13 protein-coding genes are annotated in these 18,718 nt (G+C 68.5%); 5 read left to right on the top strand and 8 right to left on the bottom strand.

The features are described 5' to 3' along the window. Positions 1-2: 2 nt before the first annotated feature. Positions 3-2,144: a murein biosynthesis integral membrane protein MurJ gene (murJ, locus tag ACIBJC_RS25495; RefSeq protein WP_399296229.1), complete on the bottom strand. Its 2,142-nt coding sequence runs from the start codon at positions 2,142-2,144 to the stop codon at positions 3-5. Between the two features lie 45 nt (positions 2,145-2,189). After that, positions 2,190-4,697, bottom strand: coding sequence for a DUF6049 family protein (locus tag ACIBJC_RS25490; RefSeq protein ID WP_399296227.1), 2,508 nt, complete (start codon positions 4,695-4,697; stop codon positions 2,190-2,192). Between the two features lie 209 nt (positions 4,698-4,906). Between ACIBJC_RS25490 and ACIBJC_RS25485 the strand changes: the two genes are divergently transcribed. After that, positions 4,907-6,373 carry a CCA tRNA nucleotidyltransferase gene (locus ACIBJC_RS25485; RefSeq protein WP_399296225.1) on the top strand — a complete coding sequence of 489 codons (1,467 nt, stop codon included), beginning with the start codon at positions 4,907-4,909 and terminating at the stop codon, positions 6,371-6,373. Positions 6,374-6,436: 63 nt separating this feature from the next. Here the strand turns inward: ACIBJC_RS25485 and ACIBJC_RS25480 are convergent, their stop codons facing one another. From ACIBJC_RS25480 to ACIBJC_RS25470, 3 genes are all read right to left on the bottom strand, one after another. Then, complete coding sequence (locus tag ACIBJC_RS25480; protein ID WP_399296223.1) at positions 6,437-7,699, bottom strand: MFS transporter; 1,263 nt, start codon at positions 7,697-7,699, stop codon at positions 6,437-6,439. Positions 7,700-7,858: 159 nt separating this feature from the next. Then, positions 7,859-8,941 carry an inositol-3-phosphate synthase gene (locus ACIBJC_RS25475; RefSeq protein ID WP_399296221.1) on the bottom strand — a complete coding sequence of 361 codons (1,083 nt, stop codon included), beginning with the start codon at positions 8,939-8,941 and terminating at the stop codon, positions 7,859-7,861. A gap of 60 nt (positions 8,942-9,001) precedes the next feature. Further along, positions 9,002-9,712, bottom strand: a complete 711-nt coding sequence (locus ACIBJC_RS25470; RefSeq protein WP_399296219.1) for a helix-turn-helix transcriptional regulator — start codon at positions 9,710-9,712, stop codon at positions 9,002-9,004. A 380-nt stretch (positions 9,713-10,092) separates the two neighbouring features. Between ACIBJC_RS25470 and ACIBJC_RS25465 the strand changes: the two genes are divergently transcribed. Both ACIBJC_RS25465 and ACIBJC_RS25460 read left to right on the top strand, forming a co-directional pair. After that, positions 10,093-12,774 (top strand): transglycosylase domain-containing protein, encoded by a 2,682-nt coding sequence (locus ACIBJC_RS25465; RefSeq protein ID WP_399296217.1) that lies wholly within the window; start codon positions 10,093-10,095, stop codon positions 12,772-12,774. 196 nt (positions 12,775-12,970) lie between these two features. Further along, positions 12,971-14,491 (top strand): glycosyltransferase family 87 protein, encoded by a 1,521-nt coding sequence (locus ACIBJC_RS25460; protein ID WP_399296215.1) that lies wholly within the window; start codon positions 12,971-12,973, stop codon positions 14,489-14,491. Between the two features lie 124 nt (positions 14,492-14,615). Here the strand turns inward: ACIBJC_RS25460 and ACIBJC_RS25455 are convergent, their stop codons facing one another. The 3 genes from ACIBJC_RS25455 to ACIBJC_RS25445 all read right to left on the bottom strand — a co-directional run bounded on the left by ACIBJC_RS25455 (position 14,616) and on the right by ACIBJC_RS25445 (position 17,457). Continuing rightward, on the bottom strand, positions 14,616-15,647 hold the full coding sequence (locus tag ACIBJC_RS25455) for an alanine racemase (protein WP_329822829.1): 1,032 nt from the start codon (positions 15,645-15,647) through the stop codon (positions 14,616-14,618). Between the two features lie 168 nt (positions 15,648-15,815). Further along, a complete protein-coding gene (locus ACIBJC_RS25450; RefSeq protein ID WP_329822830.1) occupies positions 15,816-16,934 on the bottom strand; it encodes a peptidoglycan bridge formation glycyltransferase FemA/FemB family protein in 1,119 nt (372 codons plus the stop codon). Positions 16,935-17,142: 208 nt separating this feature from the next. Beyond that, positions 17,143-17,457, bottom strand: coding sequence for a hypothetical protein (locus ACIBJC_RS25445; RefSeq protein WP_399296212.1), 315 nt, complete (start codon positions 17,455-17,457; stop codon positions 17,143-17,145). Positions 17,458-17,728: 271 nt separating this feature from the next. On the opposite strand from ACIBJC_RS25445, the gene rpsF reads away from it, so the two are divergent. Both rpsF and ACIBJC_RS25435 read left to right on the top strand, forming a co-directional pair. After that, positions 17,729-18,019, top strand: a complete 291-nt coding sequence (gene rpsF / locus ACIBJC_RS25440; RefSeq protein ID WP_006604399.1) for a 30S ribosomal protein S6 — start codon at positions 17,729-17,731, stop codon at positions 18,017-18,019. Between the two features lie 73 nt (positions 18,020-18,092). Further along, positions 18,093-18,686, top strand: a complete 594-nt coding sequence (locus ACIBJC_RS25435) for a single-stranded DNA-binding protein (protein WP_399296210.1) — start codon at positions 18,093-18,095, stop codon at positions 18,684-18,686. Positions 18,687-18,718: the final 32 nt, after the last annotated feature.

Genomic DNA, 18,718 nt, shown 5'->3' with positions numbered 1-18,718 from the left:
CGTCACCGTCCGAGGCGACCCCGGACCATGCCGACCATGGCGTTCATCTCCTCGATCCGCATCTTCTTCGCCGCGACGAAGAAGAGCCCCAGCAGGACGATGCCGCCGCCGATCAGGGCGACGATCGAGGAGAGGGCAGTGCTGCCCAGACCTTCCAGTACGAAGTAGGCGACCGCTCCGGCCGCGAGGGCGCCGGGCACGGAGGCGAGGCAGAGCCGGGCGTACGTCCGCAGGACGCGTCCGCCGTCCAGATCGCCGCCCAGCCGGTTCTTCAGCCTGCGCCAGGCCACGCCGACACCGACGGCGTAGGCCAGTCCGTATGCCGCGGCCATGCCGACCACGGCCCAGCGCGGGGGCAGCAGCACATAGGCGAGGGCGGAGGCCGCGGCGTTGACCGCGGCGACGATGACCGTGTTGTAGAAGGGCGTCCTGGTGTCCTCGTAGGCGTAGAAGCCGCGCAGGACGACGTACTGCACGGAGTACGGGATGAGACCGAGGGCGAACGCCATCAGGATGAAGCCCATGGACCGCGCCGATTCCAGGCCGCTGGACGAGAACATCAGGACGGAGAGCGGGACACCGAGGGCGAGGAACCCGAAGGCGATCGGGACGATCGCGACCGCGGAGTTGCGCAGCCCCTGGGAGATGTCGTCGCGGACGGCGCCCGGGTCGCCGTCGCTGGCGGCGCGGGAGATCCGGGGCAGCAGGGCGGCCATGACCGAGACGGTGATGATGGCCTGCGGCATGCCCCAGATGAGCTGGGCGTTGCTGTAGGCCAGGATGCCTGCGCCGTCCGTGCCGGACGCCTTGCCCGCGGCCGTGGCGAGCTGGGTGACGACCAGGACACCCGCCTGGTTGGCGAGGACGAACAGGACGGTCCACTTGGCGAGCTTGACCGTCTTGCCGAGGCCGTGGCCCTTCCAGTCGAACCGCGGGCGGAACCGGAACCCGGTCTCCCTGAGGTAGGGGATCATCGCGAGCGCCTGGACGATGAGCCCGAGGAGCGTACCGATGCCCAGCAGCCGTACGCCGTCCGGCGGGATCGTCGATACGGTCATACCGGAGTCGGCGGCGGTGCCGTACACCCAGATGAACAGACCGAACGTGGTGATCATGACGATGTTGTTGAGGACCGGGGTCCACATCATCGCGCCGAACTTCCCGCGCGCGTTGAGGATCTGGCCCATGACCACGTGCACACCCATGAAGAAGATCGTGGGCAGGCAGTAGCGGGCGAAGGTGACCGCCACGTTGTTGGCGGCGGCGTCGCTGGCGATCGGGTCCGACATCGCCTGGACCAGCACGGGCGCCGCGAACACAGCCAGTGCCACAATCGCGCCGAGCGCGACCATGACCAGGGTCAGCAGCCGGTTGGCGTAGGCGACGCCACCATCGTCGTCGTTCTTCATCGCCCGCACGAGCTGCGGTACGAAGACCGAGTTCAGGCCGCCGCCGACGGTGAGGATGTAGATCATCGTCGGCAGGGTGTAGGCGACGGTGAACGAGTCACCGAGGAGCGCCGCACCCAGCGCGGCCGTGATCACCAGGCTCCGTACGAAGCCGGTGAGCCGGGACACCAGCGTGCCCGCGGCCATCAGCGCGCTGGACTTGAGCAGCCCGGCGGCCTTGCCGCCCGACTTCTTGGCCGGCGGCGGCGCGGGGGCCGCCTCGGGCTCCGGCGCCGCCACGGCCTGCGCCGTGGCCTGCTGGTCCCGGTAGAGGTGCGCGAACGCGTCCGGCGCAGGACTCTCGTCCGCGGCCCGGGTGACCAGATCGTCGACGCCGGTGAACTGGGTGGTCCGCGCGTCGTCCCCGTACGGCAGAAGACGGGAGGGGCCCGAGGGCTCGGGCGGCGGGGGCTGCGCCCAGATCCGCGGATCGGGGGCGGGCTGCTGGGCGTGCGGCTGCCGGTACAGGTCCTGGCGGTCCGGATAGGTGCCCGGGGGTGGCGGCGGGTGCGAGGCGCGGTCGTACAGCGCCTCGGTCACCGGATCCTGCGCGGACAGGTCCTGCGCCCAGTAGGGGTCCTGCGCGTAGGCGTCCTGGACATACGGGTCCTGGGCAGGGGGCGGAGGCGGCGGGACCTGGCCTGCCGGATCGCCGCCCGTGCCCGGCCCACGGTCACCGTCGTACGGCGCGTTCATGGTTACCCCACCTCATCGTCCCCGGCCGACCGGCCACGACATCGCTCAACGGTCCACTTTCTCACCCGCGCCCGACGCGTCCGCGCTTTCCGGACCGGTGTCCGGTGTCGGGTCACTCGGCTGCCCGGGATCTGTGTCCTCGACGGCCTTCGTGGCGGCCGTGTTCTTCGTGCCGTGCGGGTCCCCGGTGGTGTCCGGACCGGCGGTGTCGGGTCCGGTGGTGTCGGGTCCGGCGGCGTCCGGTCCGGTGGCGTCCGGTCCGGCGGCGTCTGGACCGGTGGCGTCCGTACCCTCCAGGCCGCCCCGGTCACCGTCGCCGTTGCCGTCCTGCGGGCCGTCGTCACCGCTCCCGCCGCCGTCGCCGTTCGCGGGCCCGGCGCCCGCCTTACGGGCCACGGCCCGCTTGCGCTGGCTGTACATCTTCACCCCGGCGAGGACCAGCAGCAGCACACCGCCCGCGATGACGAGCATCACGGTGGGCGTGATCTCCGAGACCTTCACCTGGAAGGTCATCGGGCCGCCGTACAGCTTGCCGTCCACCGTGTAGAGCTGGGCGGTCACCTGCACCGGCCCGTTGGCATTGCCCGCGCCGGTGAACTTCACCGACTGGCTGTGCCCGCCGTCGATCTTGATCGGCCGTTCCGCGACGGCCAGATCACCGTCGAGCTTCAGCCGGGTCGGGTTGTCCGACTTCAGGCGCAGCACCAGGTTCTGCACACCCTGGAGCAGTTGGTTCTGGACGGTCACCGGGATCGTCGCGCTGCGCCCGGACAGGGTGAGCACGGACTTGGGGATGAGCCGCACCTCGTCGGTGAGGCTCTGCAGATAGGTGTCGACCGTTTCCCGGTACTGCTCGGCGCCGTCCGGGTCCCCGCGCCAGGATGTCGACATCGCCCGGCTGATCGCATTGCCGAAGGGGGCGGCGACCCGGTCCGGTGCGGTGAGGATGGCCTTGAACTTGTCGAAGCGGTCCTGCGTGTTCTTGATGTCGAGGAACGTCCGGGTCGGCAGTTCCTGGGCGCGCAGCTTCTTCGGGTAGTGGGAGGCGCCCGGGACCTTCGTGGTGGCGTCCGCGTCAGGGCCGACCGCGGCCGCCGCGATCAGGTCCGTCGGCTCCGTCCAGCGCTCGGGCTCCAGCGCGCGCAGCGCGCGCGCCATCGACTGCGCCTGGGCCGCCGTCGGCGTCCGCTGCGGGGCGACCACGACGTTGCGCTCGTTGTCGGGCTCCTGGAGCGTCACGGCCAGCGACTGGGCCAGGAACTTCTGGACGGCGAGGGTGGAGCTGCTCGCCGCCGACATGTCGCCCTGGAAGGCGGTCGAGAGCCGGTAGTCCGCGACGACGGCCGTCGTGCCGCCGCCGATCGGCCGTGCGGCGTTCGGGGTGTACGGGAGGTTGTCCTGGAGGCTGTCACTGCGGGTGATGACCTTGTGGGCGCCCGCGGAGGTCGCCACATCGACGATCGACGGGTCGATCGCGCCGTCCACCGGCCAGGCGAAGTCCACGGACGGCTTGACGTGGAGGACGGTCTCCACCGTGTCGTCGGCCACATCGGTGGCCGGCTGGAGATGGCTGAGCGCGCCGGAGACGCTCTTGCCGCGGTGCGCGAGCGAGGCCAGGTCCGGATCGGCGAACGGCAGCGCGACGACCTTGCCGGCCTTGACCGCCTTCTCCAGCGAGTCGAGCCACTTGACCGCCACGGCCTGGTTGCGGCCCGGGACCGTCGTGTCGCCACTTCTGACGCTGTAGTTCCTGGTCATGGCGTCGGCGGTGGCGATCAGATCGGGATCGATCACCCAGGTCACCGGGAGGCGGCTGCCGAGGGAGACCATCTGCTCCAGCCGCCCGCCGGGCGCCAGCTCCTCGGCCAGGTCGTCGTTCTCGAAGACCGGGGTCTGCTGATCGTCCCGCCCGGTCTCGGCGGAGAGATGCGTCGACGAGATCAGCGGCCACAACGCGGTGACCTGGGTCTTCTTGTCCGTCCCTTCGGGCTGCCAGGGCAGGAAGGTGCGCTGGACACCCAGCACCTGGTCGTACGGGGCGGCCGAGGTCTGCCCCGTCACCGAGACGCCGAGCTGGTAGACCCCGTCCTCGTCGAGCCCCAGCTTGCTGACAGGGACGGACAGGGCGAAGTCCTGCGGGATCCCGGCCGGGAGCTTCGGGATGACGACCTTGTACGCCCCGCCGATCGGGGCCACGTCACCCGAGAGGCCGGAGCGCGCCGCGGCGTCGTCGATGGCGGTCCGGCCGGCCATCCGCGGCCCGACCCGCAGATCCACCTGCGCGTCGTTGACGGTGTTCTTGCCCTCGTTGGTCACGGTCCCCGAGATGGTGAGCGTGTCGCCCTTCACCGGGGCGCTGGGCGCGAATGTGTCGAGCGCCACATGGACCGTACGGCCCCCGGCGGCCTGTGTCGCCCCCTGGGCGGCGGGAGCCGTCGTACCGGCCAGCAGACTCGCCATGAGCGGTACCCCGGCGAGGAGGGAGGCTGTGCGCCGCAGCCATCGGCGGGCAGCGGAATGGCCCGTCCCCTGGAAGTCTGCCGCCTCGGCCACGCGCTCGCCCGTCCCTCGTCATCGTCTGCTGCCGTTGGTGGTTGTCGGTTGCTGCGTCCACGCATGGTAACGATGTGCGCTGTGGCGAAGTGCTGGGGACTGCTCCACATGATCGGAAGAATCTCATGCGCTGCCGGAAACCCGTGAATCGGAGGGGGAGCCCGAAACGGGGACGACCGGATGAGCCACGGCACGTACCCTTTTCTGTTGTGCCGAAAGCCAATGAAGACAACCCCAGTGCACTCAGCCAGGTGCAGCACCGCGCGGTCAGCGAACTGCTGCGGGTGTCCCCCGTCGCCGACGATCTCGCCCGCCGTTTCCAGGAGGCCGGTTTCGGTCTCGCCCTGGTCGGAGGCTCGGTCAGGGACGCCCTGCTGGGCAGGCTCGGCAACGACCTGGACTTCACGACCGATGCCCGCCCCGAGGACGTACTGAAGATCGTGCGGCCCTGGGCGGACGCGGTGTGGGAGGTCGGGATCGCCTTCGGGACGGTCGGCTGCCAGAAGGACGCCCGCGTCGGGGACGCGGATCAGCGCTTCGAGATCGAGGTCACCACGTACCGCTCGGAAGCGTACGACCGTACGTCACGCAAACCCGAGGTGTCCTACGGCGACTCCATCGAGGAGGACCTCGTACGCCGGGACTTCACGGTCAACGCGATGGCCGTGGCCCTGCCGCGGAAGGAGTTCATCGATCCGCACGGTGGGCTGGAGGACCTCGCGGCCCAGGTGCTGCGCACGCCCGGCACCCCTCAGGAGTCCTTCTCCGACGATCCGCTGCGGATGCTGCGGGCCGCGCGCTTCGCCGCGCAGTTGGACTTCGAGGTGGCGCCGGAGGTCGTCGCGGCCATGAAGGACATGTCCGGACGTATCGAGATCGTCTCCGCCGAGCGGGTCCGGGACGAGCTGAACAAGCTGGTCCTCGCCGCTCACCCGCGCCAGGGGCTGGCGCTGCTCGTCGACACCGGGCTCGCCGAACGGATCCTGCCCGAGCTGCCGGCGCTGCGGCTGGAGAGCGACGAGCACCACCGTCACAAGGACGTCTACGAGCACTCGCTCACCGTTCTGGAGCAGGCCATCGACCTGGAGGAGAACGGCCCTGACCTGGTGCTGCGGCTGGCCGCGCTCCTGCACGACATCGGCAAACCCCGCACCCGGCGCTTCGAGAAGGACGGCCGGGTCTCCTTCCACCACCACGAGATGGTGGGCGCGAAGATGACCAAGAAGCGGATGACCGCGCTCAAGTACTCCAACGAGATGGTGAAGGACGTCTCCCGTCTGGTCGAGCTGCATCTGCGCTTCCACGGCTACGGGACGGGCGAATGGACCGACTCGGCGGTCCGCCGCTACGTACGCGACGCGGGCCCGCTGCTGAGCCGGCTCCACAAGCTGACCCGCTCCGACTGCACCACCCGCAACAAGCGCAAGGCGAACGCGCTCTCCCGCGCCTACGACGGCCTGGAGGAGCGCATCGCCCAGCTCCAGGAGCAGGAGCAGCTCGACGCCATCAGGCCGGACCTGGACGGCAACCAGATCATGGAGATCCTGGATGTCGGCCCCGGGCCGGTGATCGGCGCGGCGTACACCTTCCTGCTGGAGCTGCGGCTGGAGAACGGCCCCATGGAGAAGGATGCGGCCGTCGCCGCGCTCAAGGAGTGGTGGGCGGCGCAGAACTGATGACGCCCAGGCGATGTTTCACGTGAAACATCGCCTGGGCACGGTTCCCCGGGAGGCGGTGTTTCACGTGAAACACCGCCTCCCGCGTGTCAGGGCCGCCGCGACGGCCGCGTAGAGAAGCGCGACCATCACCACCAGCGGCGCGGACCGGCCGTCCGGCGGCAGCATCAGCGCGGCCACCGCGGCGGCGCCCACGAAGGCGACATTGAACAGAACGTCGTAGAGGGAGAAGACCCGGCCGCGGAAGTCGTCGTCCACCGTCGTCTGCACCACGGTGTCGGTGGCGATCTTCGCGCCCTGGGTGATCAGACCGAGGAGGAACGCGGCGGCCATCAGCGGTACGGGCGCGAAAGGCAGCCCGAGCGCCGGTTCGAGCACGGCCGCGGCCGTGGCGCAGAGCACCATCCATCCGGGCGCCCCGAGCCGGCCCACCGCCCACGGGGTGAGAAGCGCCGCCGCGAAGAACCCCGCGCCGGAGATTCCGAGGGCGAGCCCGAGCAGTGCCAGGCCGTCGGACTCCCGGTCCGTCCAGGCGTAGCGGCAGAGCATCAGCACCATCACCGTCAGTGCCCCGTAGCAGAAGCGCATTACCGTCATGGCGGCCAGCGCGCCCGCCGCCGCACCCCGCTCGGCGAGATGGCGCAGTCCGTCGGCGAGCCCGTGCGCGGTGGAGGTGAGCGCGGCCCCCAGCCGGGGCTGTGCGGGCGCGTGCTCGGGGCCGAGCAGTTCGCGGGCCAGCAGCAGTGAGGTGAGCGCCGAGCAGATGTAGAGGACGGCGCCCAGCAGCATCACGGCGGCGTCGGAGTCGGCTGCGGTCAGCCGTACGACGAGGGCGAGTCCGCCGCCCGCGGTCGCGGCGAGGGTGCCGGCGGTGGGGGAGAGCGAGTTCGCCAGGACGAGGCGCTCGTCGTCGACGACCCGGGGCAGGGCCGCCGAGAGCCCTGCGAGCACGAACCGGTTGACGGCGGTCACGGAGAGCGCCGAGGCGTAGAAGAGCCAGTCGGGTACGGACGCCAGGATCAGCAGGGCCGTGCACCCGGCCAGCAGGGCGCGCAGCAGATTCCCGTACAGGAAGACCTGGCGGCGCTGCCAGCGGTCGAGGAGTACTCCGGCGAACGGGCCGACCAGCGAGTAGGGCAGCAGCAGTACGGCCATCGCGGAGGCGATGGCGGCGGGCGAGGTCTGTTTCTCGGGGGAGAAGACGACGTACGCGGCGAGCGCGACCTGGAAGACACCGTCGGCCGCCTGGGAGAGCAGCCGGACCGCGAGCAGCCGGCGGAAGTCCCTGAGACGCAGGAGTAAGCGCAGATCCCGTACGACAGGCATGTGGGCCAGCGTCACACACGTACCGCCGGCACACGCGAGAGGGGCACCGGACCCGATGGCCCGGTGCCCCTTCTCGTACGGCCGGTCGCGCGGAGCAAAAACTGCCGCAATCGCCGTGACCGCCGCGGCCAGTGTGACCGGTGCGGGGTGCGCTGCGTGTTAGCGCTCGACCTCGCCAGCGATGAACTTCTCGACGTTCTCACGCGCCTGGTCGTCGAAGTACTGCACGGGCGGCGACTTCATGAAGTACGACGACGCGGAGAGGATCGGGCCGCCGATGCCGCGGTCCTTGGCGATCTTGGCGGCGCGCACGGCGTCGATGATGACGCCCGCGGAGTTCGGGGAGTCCCAGACCTCCAGCTTGTACTCCAGGTTCAGCGGGACGTCGCCGAAGGCGCGGCCCTCAAGGCGGACGTAGGCCCACTTGCGGTCGTCGAGCCAGGCCACGTAGTCCGACGGGCCGATGTGCACGTTGTCGGCGCCCAGGTCGCGGTCGGGGATCTGGGAGGTGACGGCCTGCGTCTTGGAGATCTTCTTGGACTCCAGGCGCTCGCGCTCCAGCATGTTCTTGAAGTCCATGTTGCCGCCGACGTTGAGCTGCATCGTGCGGTCCAGGACGACGCCCCGGTCCTCGAAGAGCTTCGCCATGACGCGGTGCGTGATCGTGGCGCCGACCTGCGACTTGATGTCGTCACCGACGATCGGGACGCCGGCCTCGGTGAACTTGTCCGCCCACTCCTTCGTGCCGGCGATGAAGACCGGGAGGGCGTTGACGAAGGCGACCTTGGCGTCGATGGCGCACTGCGCGTAGTACTTCGCGGCGTCGTCGGAGCCCACGGGCAGGTAGCAGACCAGGACGTCGACCTGCTGGTCCTTGAGGGTCCGGACGATGTCCGCGGGGGCCTCGGGGGACTCCTCGATCGTCTGGCGGTAGTACTTGCCCAGACCGTCGAGGGTGTGGCCGCGCTGGACCGTGATGCCCGTGGAGGGCACGTCACAGATCTTGATGGTGTTGTTCTCGCTGGCACCGATGGCGTCCGAGAGGTCGAGACCGACCTTCTTCGCGTCCACGTCGAACGCGGCCACGAACTCGATGTCCCGTACGTGGTACTCGCCGAACTGGACGTGCATCAGACCCGGTACCTTGCCCGCCGGGTCGGCGTCCTTGTAGTACTCGACACCCTGCACCAGCGAGGCGGCGCAGTTGCCCACACCGACGATGGCTACGCGAACCGAACCCATTGCGGTTGCTCCCTGTGTGATCTCAGCGTTCGTGATGAAACCCTGCGGAGGTGCAAGGCCTCACTTGGTGGGGTCCACGGACGGATCCGGCGGTCCTGGACGTCCCGGGGGCGTACCCCCGGAAGACGCGGCGTCCCGGTGCCGGGGCAGGCCGTCCGCTTCTCCGGCTTCCTGCTCGACGGGCTCCTCGGGGCCGGACCGCATCTGATCCCGCCCCGCCCGCTCACTCTCGATCAGCTCGTTCAGCCAGCGCACCTCGCGCTCCACGGACTCCATGCCGTGGCGCTGCAGCTCAAGCGTGTAGTCGTCGAGCCGTTCACGGGTACGGGCCAGCGAGGCGCGCATCTTTTCGAGGCGCTCCTCCAGCCTGCTCCGGCGGCCCTCCAGCACCCGCATGCGCACATCGCGCTCCGTCTGCCCGAAGAAGGCGAACCGAGCAGCGAAGTGCTCGTCCTCCCAGGCGTCGGGGCCGGTGTGCGACAGCAGCTCCTCGAAGTGCTCCTTGCCGTCGGCCGTGAGCCGATAAACGATCTTGGCCCGGCGCCCCGCGAGGGAGGCGGCGAGCGCGTCCTCCGGGGCGCTGCCCGGTTCCTCGATCAACCAGCCGTTGGCAACCAGCGTCTTGAGGCAGGGGTAGAGCGTTCCGTAACTGAAGGCGCGGAAGATCCCCAGCGAGGTGTTGAGCCGTTTCCGCAGCTCATAGCCGTGCATGGGGGACTCGCGGAGCAGGCCGAGGACAGCGAACTCAAGAATGCCCGAGCGTCTGCTCACCCTCGCCTCCTCCACGGTCCAGGACACCGTTCCGGACTCTTATGCCGAACCGATGTATCGACTCGATACATCCCGACGATAGATCGGAGAGACGGTGGGAACAAGGGGGGCTTTAGTGAACGGCGTCACATCCCGGATTCTCATGATGCAACTTGCCTGATTTAGGGTGAACTTCAGCTCTCGGAGGGTTTTGACCGTGCGTAGTCTGTGCGGCATGCAGACCACCGGGAACCCAGCGACGTCCACGGACGTCAAGACTGTCGGTTCACCGGATGCATGTCGGATGAGCCCTATGCCGGGCCGGTCCGTATTCATTTCGGGGGACCGGAACCCAACTGCCGCTTCCAGGCGTACACGCCTGCCCGAGGAGTAGTCGTTCGATGAGCGAGCACCGTCGCAAAACGCCGCAGCCACCAGGTGGCGGCCGTGCCACGTCCAGGCGTGCGGCCCAGCAGCCGTCCGGTCGCCGTGCAGCCCCTTCGCGAGAGACCACGGTCTCCCACGCCGAGGGGTACGAGGAGGAGCCCGCCTACGGCGGGCGTGCCGAGGCCAGACGTGCCGCCCAGCGCGGCGGACGCCGCCGCGGGGCCGAGGGCGGTGGCGCGGGCCACGGCGGAGGCGGCGGCCGGCGCGGCGGCGGAGCCGGGGACGAGGAACCGCGCAAGAAGCGGTTCATCGACTACCCGCGGTACAACAAGTACGGCTGGCGCCGCTGGGTGCCGTCCTGGAAGCAGACCACCGGGCTCGGCATCGCCTTCGTCGGGTCCATCCTGGCCGCCGGGACCGTCGCGTACGCCATGGTCGAGGTCCCCGACGTCCAGAAGGCGTCGGAGGCCCAGAAGAACGTCTACTACTGGGACGACGACACCCAGATGGCCGCCGCCGACGGCGCGGTCAACCGGCAGATCATCAACATCAGCCAGATCCCCAAGAACATGCAGAACGCGGTGGTCTCCGCCGAGAACAAGACCTTCTGGGACGACCCCGGCGTCGACTTCAAGGGCATGGGCCGCGCCGTGTTCAACATGGCCATGGGCGGCGACACGCAGGGTGGCTCCACCATCACCCAGCAGTACGTCAAGAACGCCCGGCTGGGTGACCAGAGCCAGACCTTCAGCCGTAAGTTCAAGGAACTCTTCATCTCCATGCGGGTCGGCGCGGACATGAACAAGGGAAAGATCATGGAGGGGTACCTGAACACGTCGTACTACGGACGCAACTCCTGGGGCATCCAGGCCGCGGCCCGTACGTACTACGGCAAGAACGCCGACAAGCTCAACGCGAGCGAGTGCGCCTTCCTCGCCTCGCTGCTCAAGGGCGCGACCCTCTACGACCCGGCCGGCGCCCCCGAGCTCAACAGGAACGCCACTCCCGAGGCCAACAGGAAGCGGGCCGAGATCCGCTGGAAGTCGATCCTCGACGGAATGGTGGAGGACAAGCTCCTCGACGCGACCGAACGCGCCAAGTACACCGAGTTCCCGATGCCGGACCCGCCGAAGAAGTCCGGCGACCTCGGCGGCCAGATCGGGTACCTGGTCGACCTCGCCAAGGCGAACTTCGTCAACAACAACGACCGGGGCATCACGGCCGACGACCTCACCGCGGGCGGCTACGAGATCCACACGACCTTCAACAAGAAGAAGGTCGAAGAGCTGGAGAAGTCGGTCAAGAAGGTCTACGACGCCAACATCGACCCCAAGGAGCGTCCGGAGACCGACACCCACGTCCAGTTCGGCGGCGCCTCGGTCGAGCCCGCCAGCGGAAAGATCGTCGCCATCTACGGCGGCGAGGACGCCACCAAGCACTTCACCAACAACGCCGACCAGACCGGCGCCCAGGTCGGATCGACCTTCAAGCCGTTCGTCCTCGCCGCGGCCATGGAACACGGCAAGCGCGACCCGGAACTCCCCGAGCAGCAGACCGACGAACAGCGCACCCAGGTCTCGCCCGACAAGGCCGTCTACAACGGCGACAACAAACTGAAGATCAAGAAATACGACGGGTCGATCTGGACCAACGAAGAGGGCAAGGAGTGGCTCCAGACCAACGACGGAGGCGAGGACTTCGGCGAGATCAACCTGCGTAAGGCCATGAAGCGGTCCGCCAACTCGCCCTTCGTCCAGCTCGGCATGGACGTCGGGATTGACCAGGTGCGCCAGGCGGCCATCAACGCGGGTCTGCTCCCCGACTCCCTCAGCAAGTCCAATGTTCCCTCGTTCTCGCTCGGCATCTCCGACCCGAGTGCCATCCGGATGGCCAGTTCCTACGCCACCTTCGCCGCCAGCGGCAAGCAGCGCGACCCGTACTCCGTCGACAGGGTGCTGAAGGAGGGCCAGGTCATCTACCAGCACAAGGCGACGGCGACGAACGCCTTCCCCTCCAATGTCGCGGACAACGTCACCGACGTGCTGACGGACGTCGTGAAGGACGGCGGTACGGGAAGCAGCGCACAGCTCCCCGGCCGTGAGGTCGCCGGTAAGACCGGTACCACCGACGGCAACAAGTCGGCCTGGTTCGTGGGCTACACCCCGCAGCTCTCCACCGCCATCGACATGTACCGGATGGACGACGACGCGAAGAACACGAAGCGTCAGTTCGAGGAGATGTTCGGTACCGGCGGTCAGGACAAGATCCACGGCGCGTCGTTCCCGGCCGACATCTGGCAGGACTACATGGCGCAGGCGCTCAAGGGGAAGCCCGTCGAGAAGTTCCCCAAGCCCGAGCCCATCGGCGAGGCGGTCTACGGAGGCGGCGCAACGTCCCCGTCCCCGACCGTGACCGACAGCCCGTCGCCGACCGACACCGAGAGCCCGTCCGCGTCCCCGACGGAGAGCGAGAGCGAGCAGACGACGCCGCCGAGCCCCTCCGGCGACACGGAGACCTGCAACAACATCTTCGGATGCGCCAACCAGGGCAACAACAACCAGGGCAACAACAACCAAGGCAACAACAACCAAGGCAACGGCAACGGCGGACCTGGCGGTGACAACGGGGAGAGCACCTCGCCCTCACCATCCAGTGAGCAGTCCGAGGACGAAGGAGGCGGAGGCATCTTCGGCTGACACGCCGGACGCCCCCGGGCCCCTTCAGGCCGCCGAAGCCGGCGCACAGGCCGCCTCCACAGGCCGAGGACCACCCGCGACACCCACGAGGGCCGTCGCACCGGATACGTACAGATACCCGTACGTACGGTGCGGCGGCCCTCGCGCCGTCCACAGGCCCGCCCCGCCCACAGCGGCATACGGCAGGATGGACGCCATGCCGAGCGCAGAAGAGACAACCGTGCACCAGGACCGGCCGGACGTGGCGCCCACCCGGCGGGACGAGATCGCCGCGGCCGGCAGCGAACTGATCGGCGGCCCCGCCGGACGCTGGGCCTGGCCGGGCAGTGGCCGGCTCTCCCCCGTACGCGCCGTCGCACTGGTGGCGATCGGCATGTTCGCACTCGGCATGGTGCAGAAGATGCCCTGCTACAACTGGGCCTGGTTCCGCGGAGCCAGCTCCCAGTACACCCACGCCTGCTACTCGGACATCCCGCACCTCTTCATCGGGCGCGGCTTCGCCGACAACCTCGTGCCGTACTTCGACCGGCTCAGCGGCGACATGCAGTACCTGGAGTACCCCGTCCTGACCGGCCTCTTCATGGAGGTCGCCTCCTGGCTCACCCCCGGCGGCTCCCTCCAGTACCGCGAGCAGATGTACTGGATGGTCAACGCGGGCATGCTCATGATCTGCGCCGCCGTCATCGCCGTCTGCGTCGCCCGCACCCACCGCCGCCGCCCCTGGGACGCCCTCCTGGTCGCCCTGGCGCCCGCCTTCGCGCTCACCGCCACCATCAATTGGGACCTGCTGGCCGTCGCCCTCACCGCCGCCGCCATGCTGATGTGGTCCCGCGGCCGCACCCTGGCCTTCGGCATCCTCATCGGGCTCGCCACCGCCGCCAAGCTCTACCCCGCACTCGTCCTGGGGCCCCTGCTCGTCCTGTGCTGGCGAGCGGGCCGTTACCGCGCGTACGGCACCGCCCTCATGGGAGCCGCCACCGCCTGGCTGGCGGTGAACCTGCCCGTGATGCTGCTCGCCCCCGAGGGGTGGAAGAAGTTCTACACCTTCAGCCAGGAACGGCAGATCGACTTCGGCTCCTTCTGGCTGATCATCACCCAGCGCACCAGCCGGTCCATCGACGTCAGCACCGTCAACACGTACGCCATGGTCCTCATGGTGCTGGCCTGTGCGGGCATCGGCGCCCTCGCCCTCACCGCGCCCCGCCGGCCACGCTTCGCCCAGCTCGCCTTCCTCGTCGTCGCCGCGTTCATCCTCACCAACAAGGTCTACTCGCCGCAGTACGTCCTCTGGCTCATCCCGCTCGCCGCCCTGGCCCGCCCCCGCTGGCGCGACTTCCTCATCTGGCAGGCGTGCGAGGTCATGTACTACCTCGGCATCTGGATGTACCTCGCGTACACGACCAGCGGCGACGCCCACAAGGGACTGCCCACCGAGGGGTACCAGCTCGCCATCGCCCTGCACCTGCTCGGCACGCTCTACCTGTGCGCCCTGGTCGTACGGGACATCCTCCTGCCCGAACGGGACGGCGTACGCACCGACGGCACGGACGACCCCTCCGGAGGCGTCCTGGACGGCGCGGAGGACCGCTTCGTACTCGGCAGGGCCGCACCGGAGCCCGCCGGTACGCCCGCCACCCACTTCGGCGGGGTGAAGCTCGAATGGGGGGTCCGCAAGAGCCTGCCACCCGCCCAGGAGCGATCACCCGACTTCGGCTGATCACCTCGGGAACTCAGGAGCGCAGGAAGTCGGGAAACGGCTGAAGGCTCCCCTCACGCGTGGACGCGGGGGGAGCCTTCGGCGTTACGGGTGCCGGCGCGGGGGCGAGGGCGGGTGTCGGCGGTCAGCGGTCCACGAGCCGGTCGAACTGCGTCGTCGTATGGCGCAGATGCGCCACCAGCTCGTCCCCGACCCTCGGCTCCTGCGCGTCCGACGGCACGAACAGGATCGACACCTGCATGTGCGGCGGCTCCGCGAACCAGCGCTGCTTCCCGTCCCAGACGAACGGCGACAGATTCCTGTTCACCGTCGCCAGACCCGCCCGCGCGACCCCCTTCGCCCGCGGCATCACCCCGTGCAGCGCCTTCGGGGCCTCCAGCCCCACACCGTGCGACGTACCCCCCGCCACGACCACCAGCCAGCCGTCGGACGCGGCCTTCTGCTGCCGGTAACCGAACCGGTCGCCCTTGGCGACCCGCGTCACGTCCAGCACCGAACCCCGGTACTCGGTCGCCTCGTGGTCACCCAGCCACAGCCGCGTGCCGATCCGCGCCCGGAAACGCGTCTGCGGGAACTGCTGCTGGAGCCGCGCCAGCTCGGACGCCGCGAGATGGCTCACGAACATCGTGTGCAGCGGAAGGCGCGCCGCCCGCAGCCGGTCCATCCACGCTATGACTTCCTCGACCGCGTCGGAGCCGTCCGTACGGTCCAGCGGAAGATGCAGGGCGAAGCCCTCCAGCCGTACGTCCTCTATGGCGGCGTGGAGCTGACCCAGCTCCTCCTCCTTCACCCCGTGGCGCTTCATCGAGCTCATGCACTCGATGACCACACGGGCGCCCACCAGGGCGTACACGCCGTCCACGGACGAGACCGAGCGCACCACCCGGTCCGGCAGCGGCACCGGCTCCTCACCCCGCCGGAACGGCGTGAGCACCAGCAGATCGCCGCTGAACCAGTCCTTTATGCGCGCGGCCTCATAAATCGTGCCCACAGCCAGCGTGTCGGACCCGAAACGCGTGGTCTCGTCGGAGAGCCGTTCATGACTGAAGCCGTAGCCATTGCCCTTGCAGACCGGGACGAGCCCCGGGAACTGCTCGATGACCGACTTCTGGTGCGCCCGCCAGCGCGCGGTGTCGACGTAGAGGGAGAGCGCCATTGCCGGTCCGGAACCTTTCTCTCGGCTGCGGTGATCAGAGTGCTGCGGTGGATAAGAATATGAAAAGTCTTACGGGAATCGTCTTACGGGTCGGGGCGGCCCTACCAGCCCTACCAGAAGGATCCGCCCCGGACCGCCGCCGGAAACCTCCGGCGGCACATCAACCGGTCAGCGGCGCGACATGTACATGTCGAGCGCCTTGTGGAGCAGCTTGTTCAGCGGGAAATCCCACTCGCCGATGTACTCGACCGCCTCGCCGCCCGTACCCACCTTGAACTGAATCAGACCGAAAAGGTGATCGGTCTCGTCGAGCGAATCGGAAATACCCCGCAGGTCGTACACGGTCGCACCCATCGCATACGCGTCCCGCAGCATCCGCCACTGCATCGCGTTCGAAGGCCGCACCTCACGCTTGTGATTCGCCGAAGCACCGTACGAATACCAGACATGACCACCGACGATCAACATCGTCGCCGCCGCCACGTTCTCACCCTCATGACGCGCGAAATACAACCGCATCCGATTCGGATCCTCGGCGTTCAGCACACTCCACATACGCTCGAAGTACGACAACGGCCGCGGCCGGAAATGATCCCGCTCCGCCGTGATCTCGTACAACCGCTGCCACTCACCGAGATCCTCGTAACTCCCCTGCACCACATCGACACCGGCCTTCTCGGCCTTCTTGATGTTGCGCCGCCAGAGCTGATTGAAACCCTTCAGCACATCATCCAGCGAACGATTGGCCAAAGGCACCTGGAAGACATAACGCGGCTGGACGTCACCGAAGCCCGCGCCCCCGTCCTCCCCCTGCTGCCACCCCATCTTGCGCAGCCGGTCCGACACCTCGAAAGCACGCGGCTCGATGTGCGAAGCCTCCACATCACGCAGCCGCTTCACATCCGGATCCTGAATACCCGACTTGATCGCCGCCGCATTCCACCGCCGGATCACCACCGGAGGCCCCATCTTCACCGAGAAAGCACCCTGATGCTTCAGATGAGCCAGCATCGGCTGAAGCCACTCGTCCAGATTCGGCGCATACCAATTCAGCACCGGACCCTCGGGCAGATACGCCAGATACCGCTTGATCTTCGGCAACTGCCGGTACAGCACCAGCCCCGCACCGACCAGCTCACCGTTCTTGTCGAACCAGCCCAGATTCTCGGAGCGCCACTCCGTCTTCACATCAGCCCACGCCGGGACCTGGCAATGACTCGCCGCGGGCAGACTCTGGATATACGCCAGATGCTGCTCACGACTGATGGTCCTCAGGGTCAGACTCATACGGGGCGCTCCTCGGCAGGTGTGTCCCCATCGATACAGGGGCTCCGGCTCTCGCGCCGAAGCCTACTGCGCCGATGGAGCGCCCCGTCTGGCCGTCGGCCGAGCCGACGGAGATGTTCTGGGGGCCCGCCCCGCGGGACAGGCCCCCAGGGCCCCTCGTTCGGATCACGCGGATCACGCGGTCCGCGCCGGATCCGAACGGGAGCCCCTAACCGATCACCCCGCCGAACAGACCGCCGTGCGCCATGCCGAGGAAGAAGCCGACCGCCGAGGCGCCCAGCCCGATGATGAGCAGGAACCGCTCGCGTGTCGTCACGGAGATGAACTGCCCGTACGCACCCGTCAGGATCCCCACCAGCCCCGCCCACGAGCTGATCAGATGCAACTGGTGGAAGAACGCCGTGACGAACGCGAGGAGACCCAGCGCCAGCGTCACCACGATCAGGGTGTCCTGAAGCGGATGGGACTTCCCGTCCGTCGAGAAAAGGGACGTGGAGGGGTTCGGTCGCATTGCCTGTGCCATCTGGCACCTCCTGGCCTTGCCGGAGGCGGCGCATCGTAGCGCCGCGCACACCCGATGTGTACAGATTGCGCCCGCAGGCAGCAGGATTTCAACAGGAAGCCACCGTGCGGGTAGTCTGTACGGTCTGCACCGGTGTCTGCCCTGGCCAGAACACGATCCTCTCGTCCGACGAGCCGGATTGTCAGTGGCGGCCGATACCGTTGCTCACGCATCACGACCCTCCTGCCACGGAACGACCGTGGCCGCTGAGTCCAAAGGAGGTGGGTTCCACATGCGTCACTACGAGGTGATGGTCATCCTCGACCCCGATCTCGAGGAGCGCGCTGTCTCCCCGCTGATCGAGAACTTCCTCTCCGTCGTCCGTGAGGGCAACGGAAAGGTCGAGAAGGTCGACACCTGGGGCCGTCGTCGTCTCTCTTACGAGATCAAGAAGAAGCCCGAGGGCATCTACTCGGTCATCGACCTCCAGGCCGAGCCTGCGGTCGTCAAGGAGCTCGACCGACAGATGAACCTGAACGAGTCGGTCCTCCGGACCAAGGTCCTCCGCCCCGAGACCCACTGAGCCTCCAGCTCAGCGTCATCGGGTCCGAGTAGCAGCAAGCAGCCAGAAGCAATCCCCGCCGAGAGGTTCACCCATGGCAGGCGAGACCGTCATCACGGTCGTCGGCAATCTCGTCGACGACCCCGAGCTGCGCTTCACCCCGTCCGGTGCGGCGGTCGCGAAGTTCCGCGTCGCGTCCACTCCCCGCACCTTCGACCGGCAGACCAATGAGTGGAAGGACGGCGAAAGCCTGTTCCTCACCTGCTCGGTCTGGCGGCAGGCGGCGGAGAACGTCGCCGAATCGCTCCAGCGAGGCATGCGCGTCGTCGTGCAGGGCCGGCTGAAGCAACGGTCCTACGAGGACCGCGAGGGCGTCAAGCGCACGGTCTACGAGCTGGATGTCGAAGAAGTCGGCCCCAGCCTGAAGAACGCCACGGCCAAGGTCACCAAGACCACCGGTCGCGGTGGCCAGGGTGGTTACGGCGGCGGCCAGCAGGGCGGCGGCGGAAACTGGGGCGGCGGCTCCGGTGGTGGTGGCCAGCAGAGCGGCGGCGGTGCTCCCGCCGACGACCCGTGGGCCACCAGCGCGCCGGCCGGCGGCGGCCAGCAGCCGCAGAGCGGCGGGGGCAATGGAGGCAGCTGGGGCGGAAGCTCCGGCGGCGGCTACTCGGACGAGCCGCCCTTCTAAGGGCGGGCTCGTACCCCACTTCTTGATCACAC

It is taken from the genome of Streptomyces sp. NPDC050509 (assembly GCF_044457965.1).
Taxonomy (GTDB): domain Bacteria; phylum Actinomycetota; class Actinomycetes; order Streptomycetales; family Streptomycetaceae; genus Streptomyces.
Note: the sequence above shows the minus strand (reverse complement) of the source record. Positions and strands in the feature narration are given on the sequence as shown.

What these genes read in the sequence shown, in the direction of transcription:
- murJ (WP_399296229.1), bottom strand. Translation starts at nt 2,144, where the DNA reads ATGAACGCGCCGTACGACGGTGACCGTGGGCCGGGCACGGGCGGCGAT.
- ACIBJC_RS25480 (WP_399296223.1), bottom strand. Translation starts at nt 7,699, where the DNA reads ATGCCTGTCGTACGGGATCTGCGCTTACTCCTGCGTCTCAGGGACTTC.
- ACIBJC_RS25475 (WP_399296221.1), bottom strand. Translation starts at nt 8,941, where the DNA reads ATGGGTTCGGTTCGCGTAGCCATCGTCGGTGTGGGCAACTGCGCCGCC.
- ACIBJC_RS25465 (WP_399296217.1), top strand. Translation starts at nt 10,093, where the DNA reads ATGAGCGAGCACCGTCGCAAAACGCCGCAGCCACCAGGTGGCGGCCGT.
- ACIBJC_RS25460 (WP_399296215.1), top strand. Translation starts at nt 12,971, where the DNA reads ATGCCGAGCGCAGAAGAGACAACCGTGCACCAGGACCGGCCGGACGTG.
- ACIBJC_RS25455 (WP_329822829.1), bottom strand. Translation starts at nt 15,647, where the DNA reads ATGGCGCTCTCCCTCTACGTCGACACCGCGCGCTGGCGGGCGCACCAG.
- ACIBJC_RS25450 (WP_329822830.1), bottom strand. Translation starts at nt 16,934, where the DNA reads ATGAGTCTGACCCTGAGGACCATCAGTCGTGAGCAGCATCTGGCGTAT.
- ACIBJC_RS25445 (WP_399296212.1), bottom strand. Translation starts at nt 17,457, where the DNA reads ATGGCACAGGCAATGCGACCGAACCCCTCCACGTCCCTTTTCTCGACG.
- rpsF (WP_006604399.1), top strand. Translation starts at nt 17,729, where the DNA reads ATGCGTCACTACGAGGTGATGGTCATCCTCGACCCCGATCTCGAGGAG.
- ACIBJC_RS25435 (WP_399296210.1), top strand. Translation starts at nt 18,093, where the DNA reads ATGGCAGGCGAGACCGTCATCACGGTCGTCGGCAATCTCGTCGACGAC.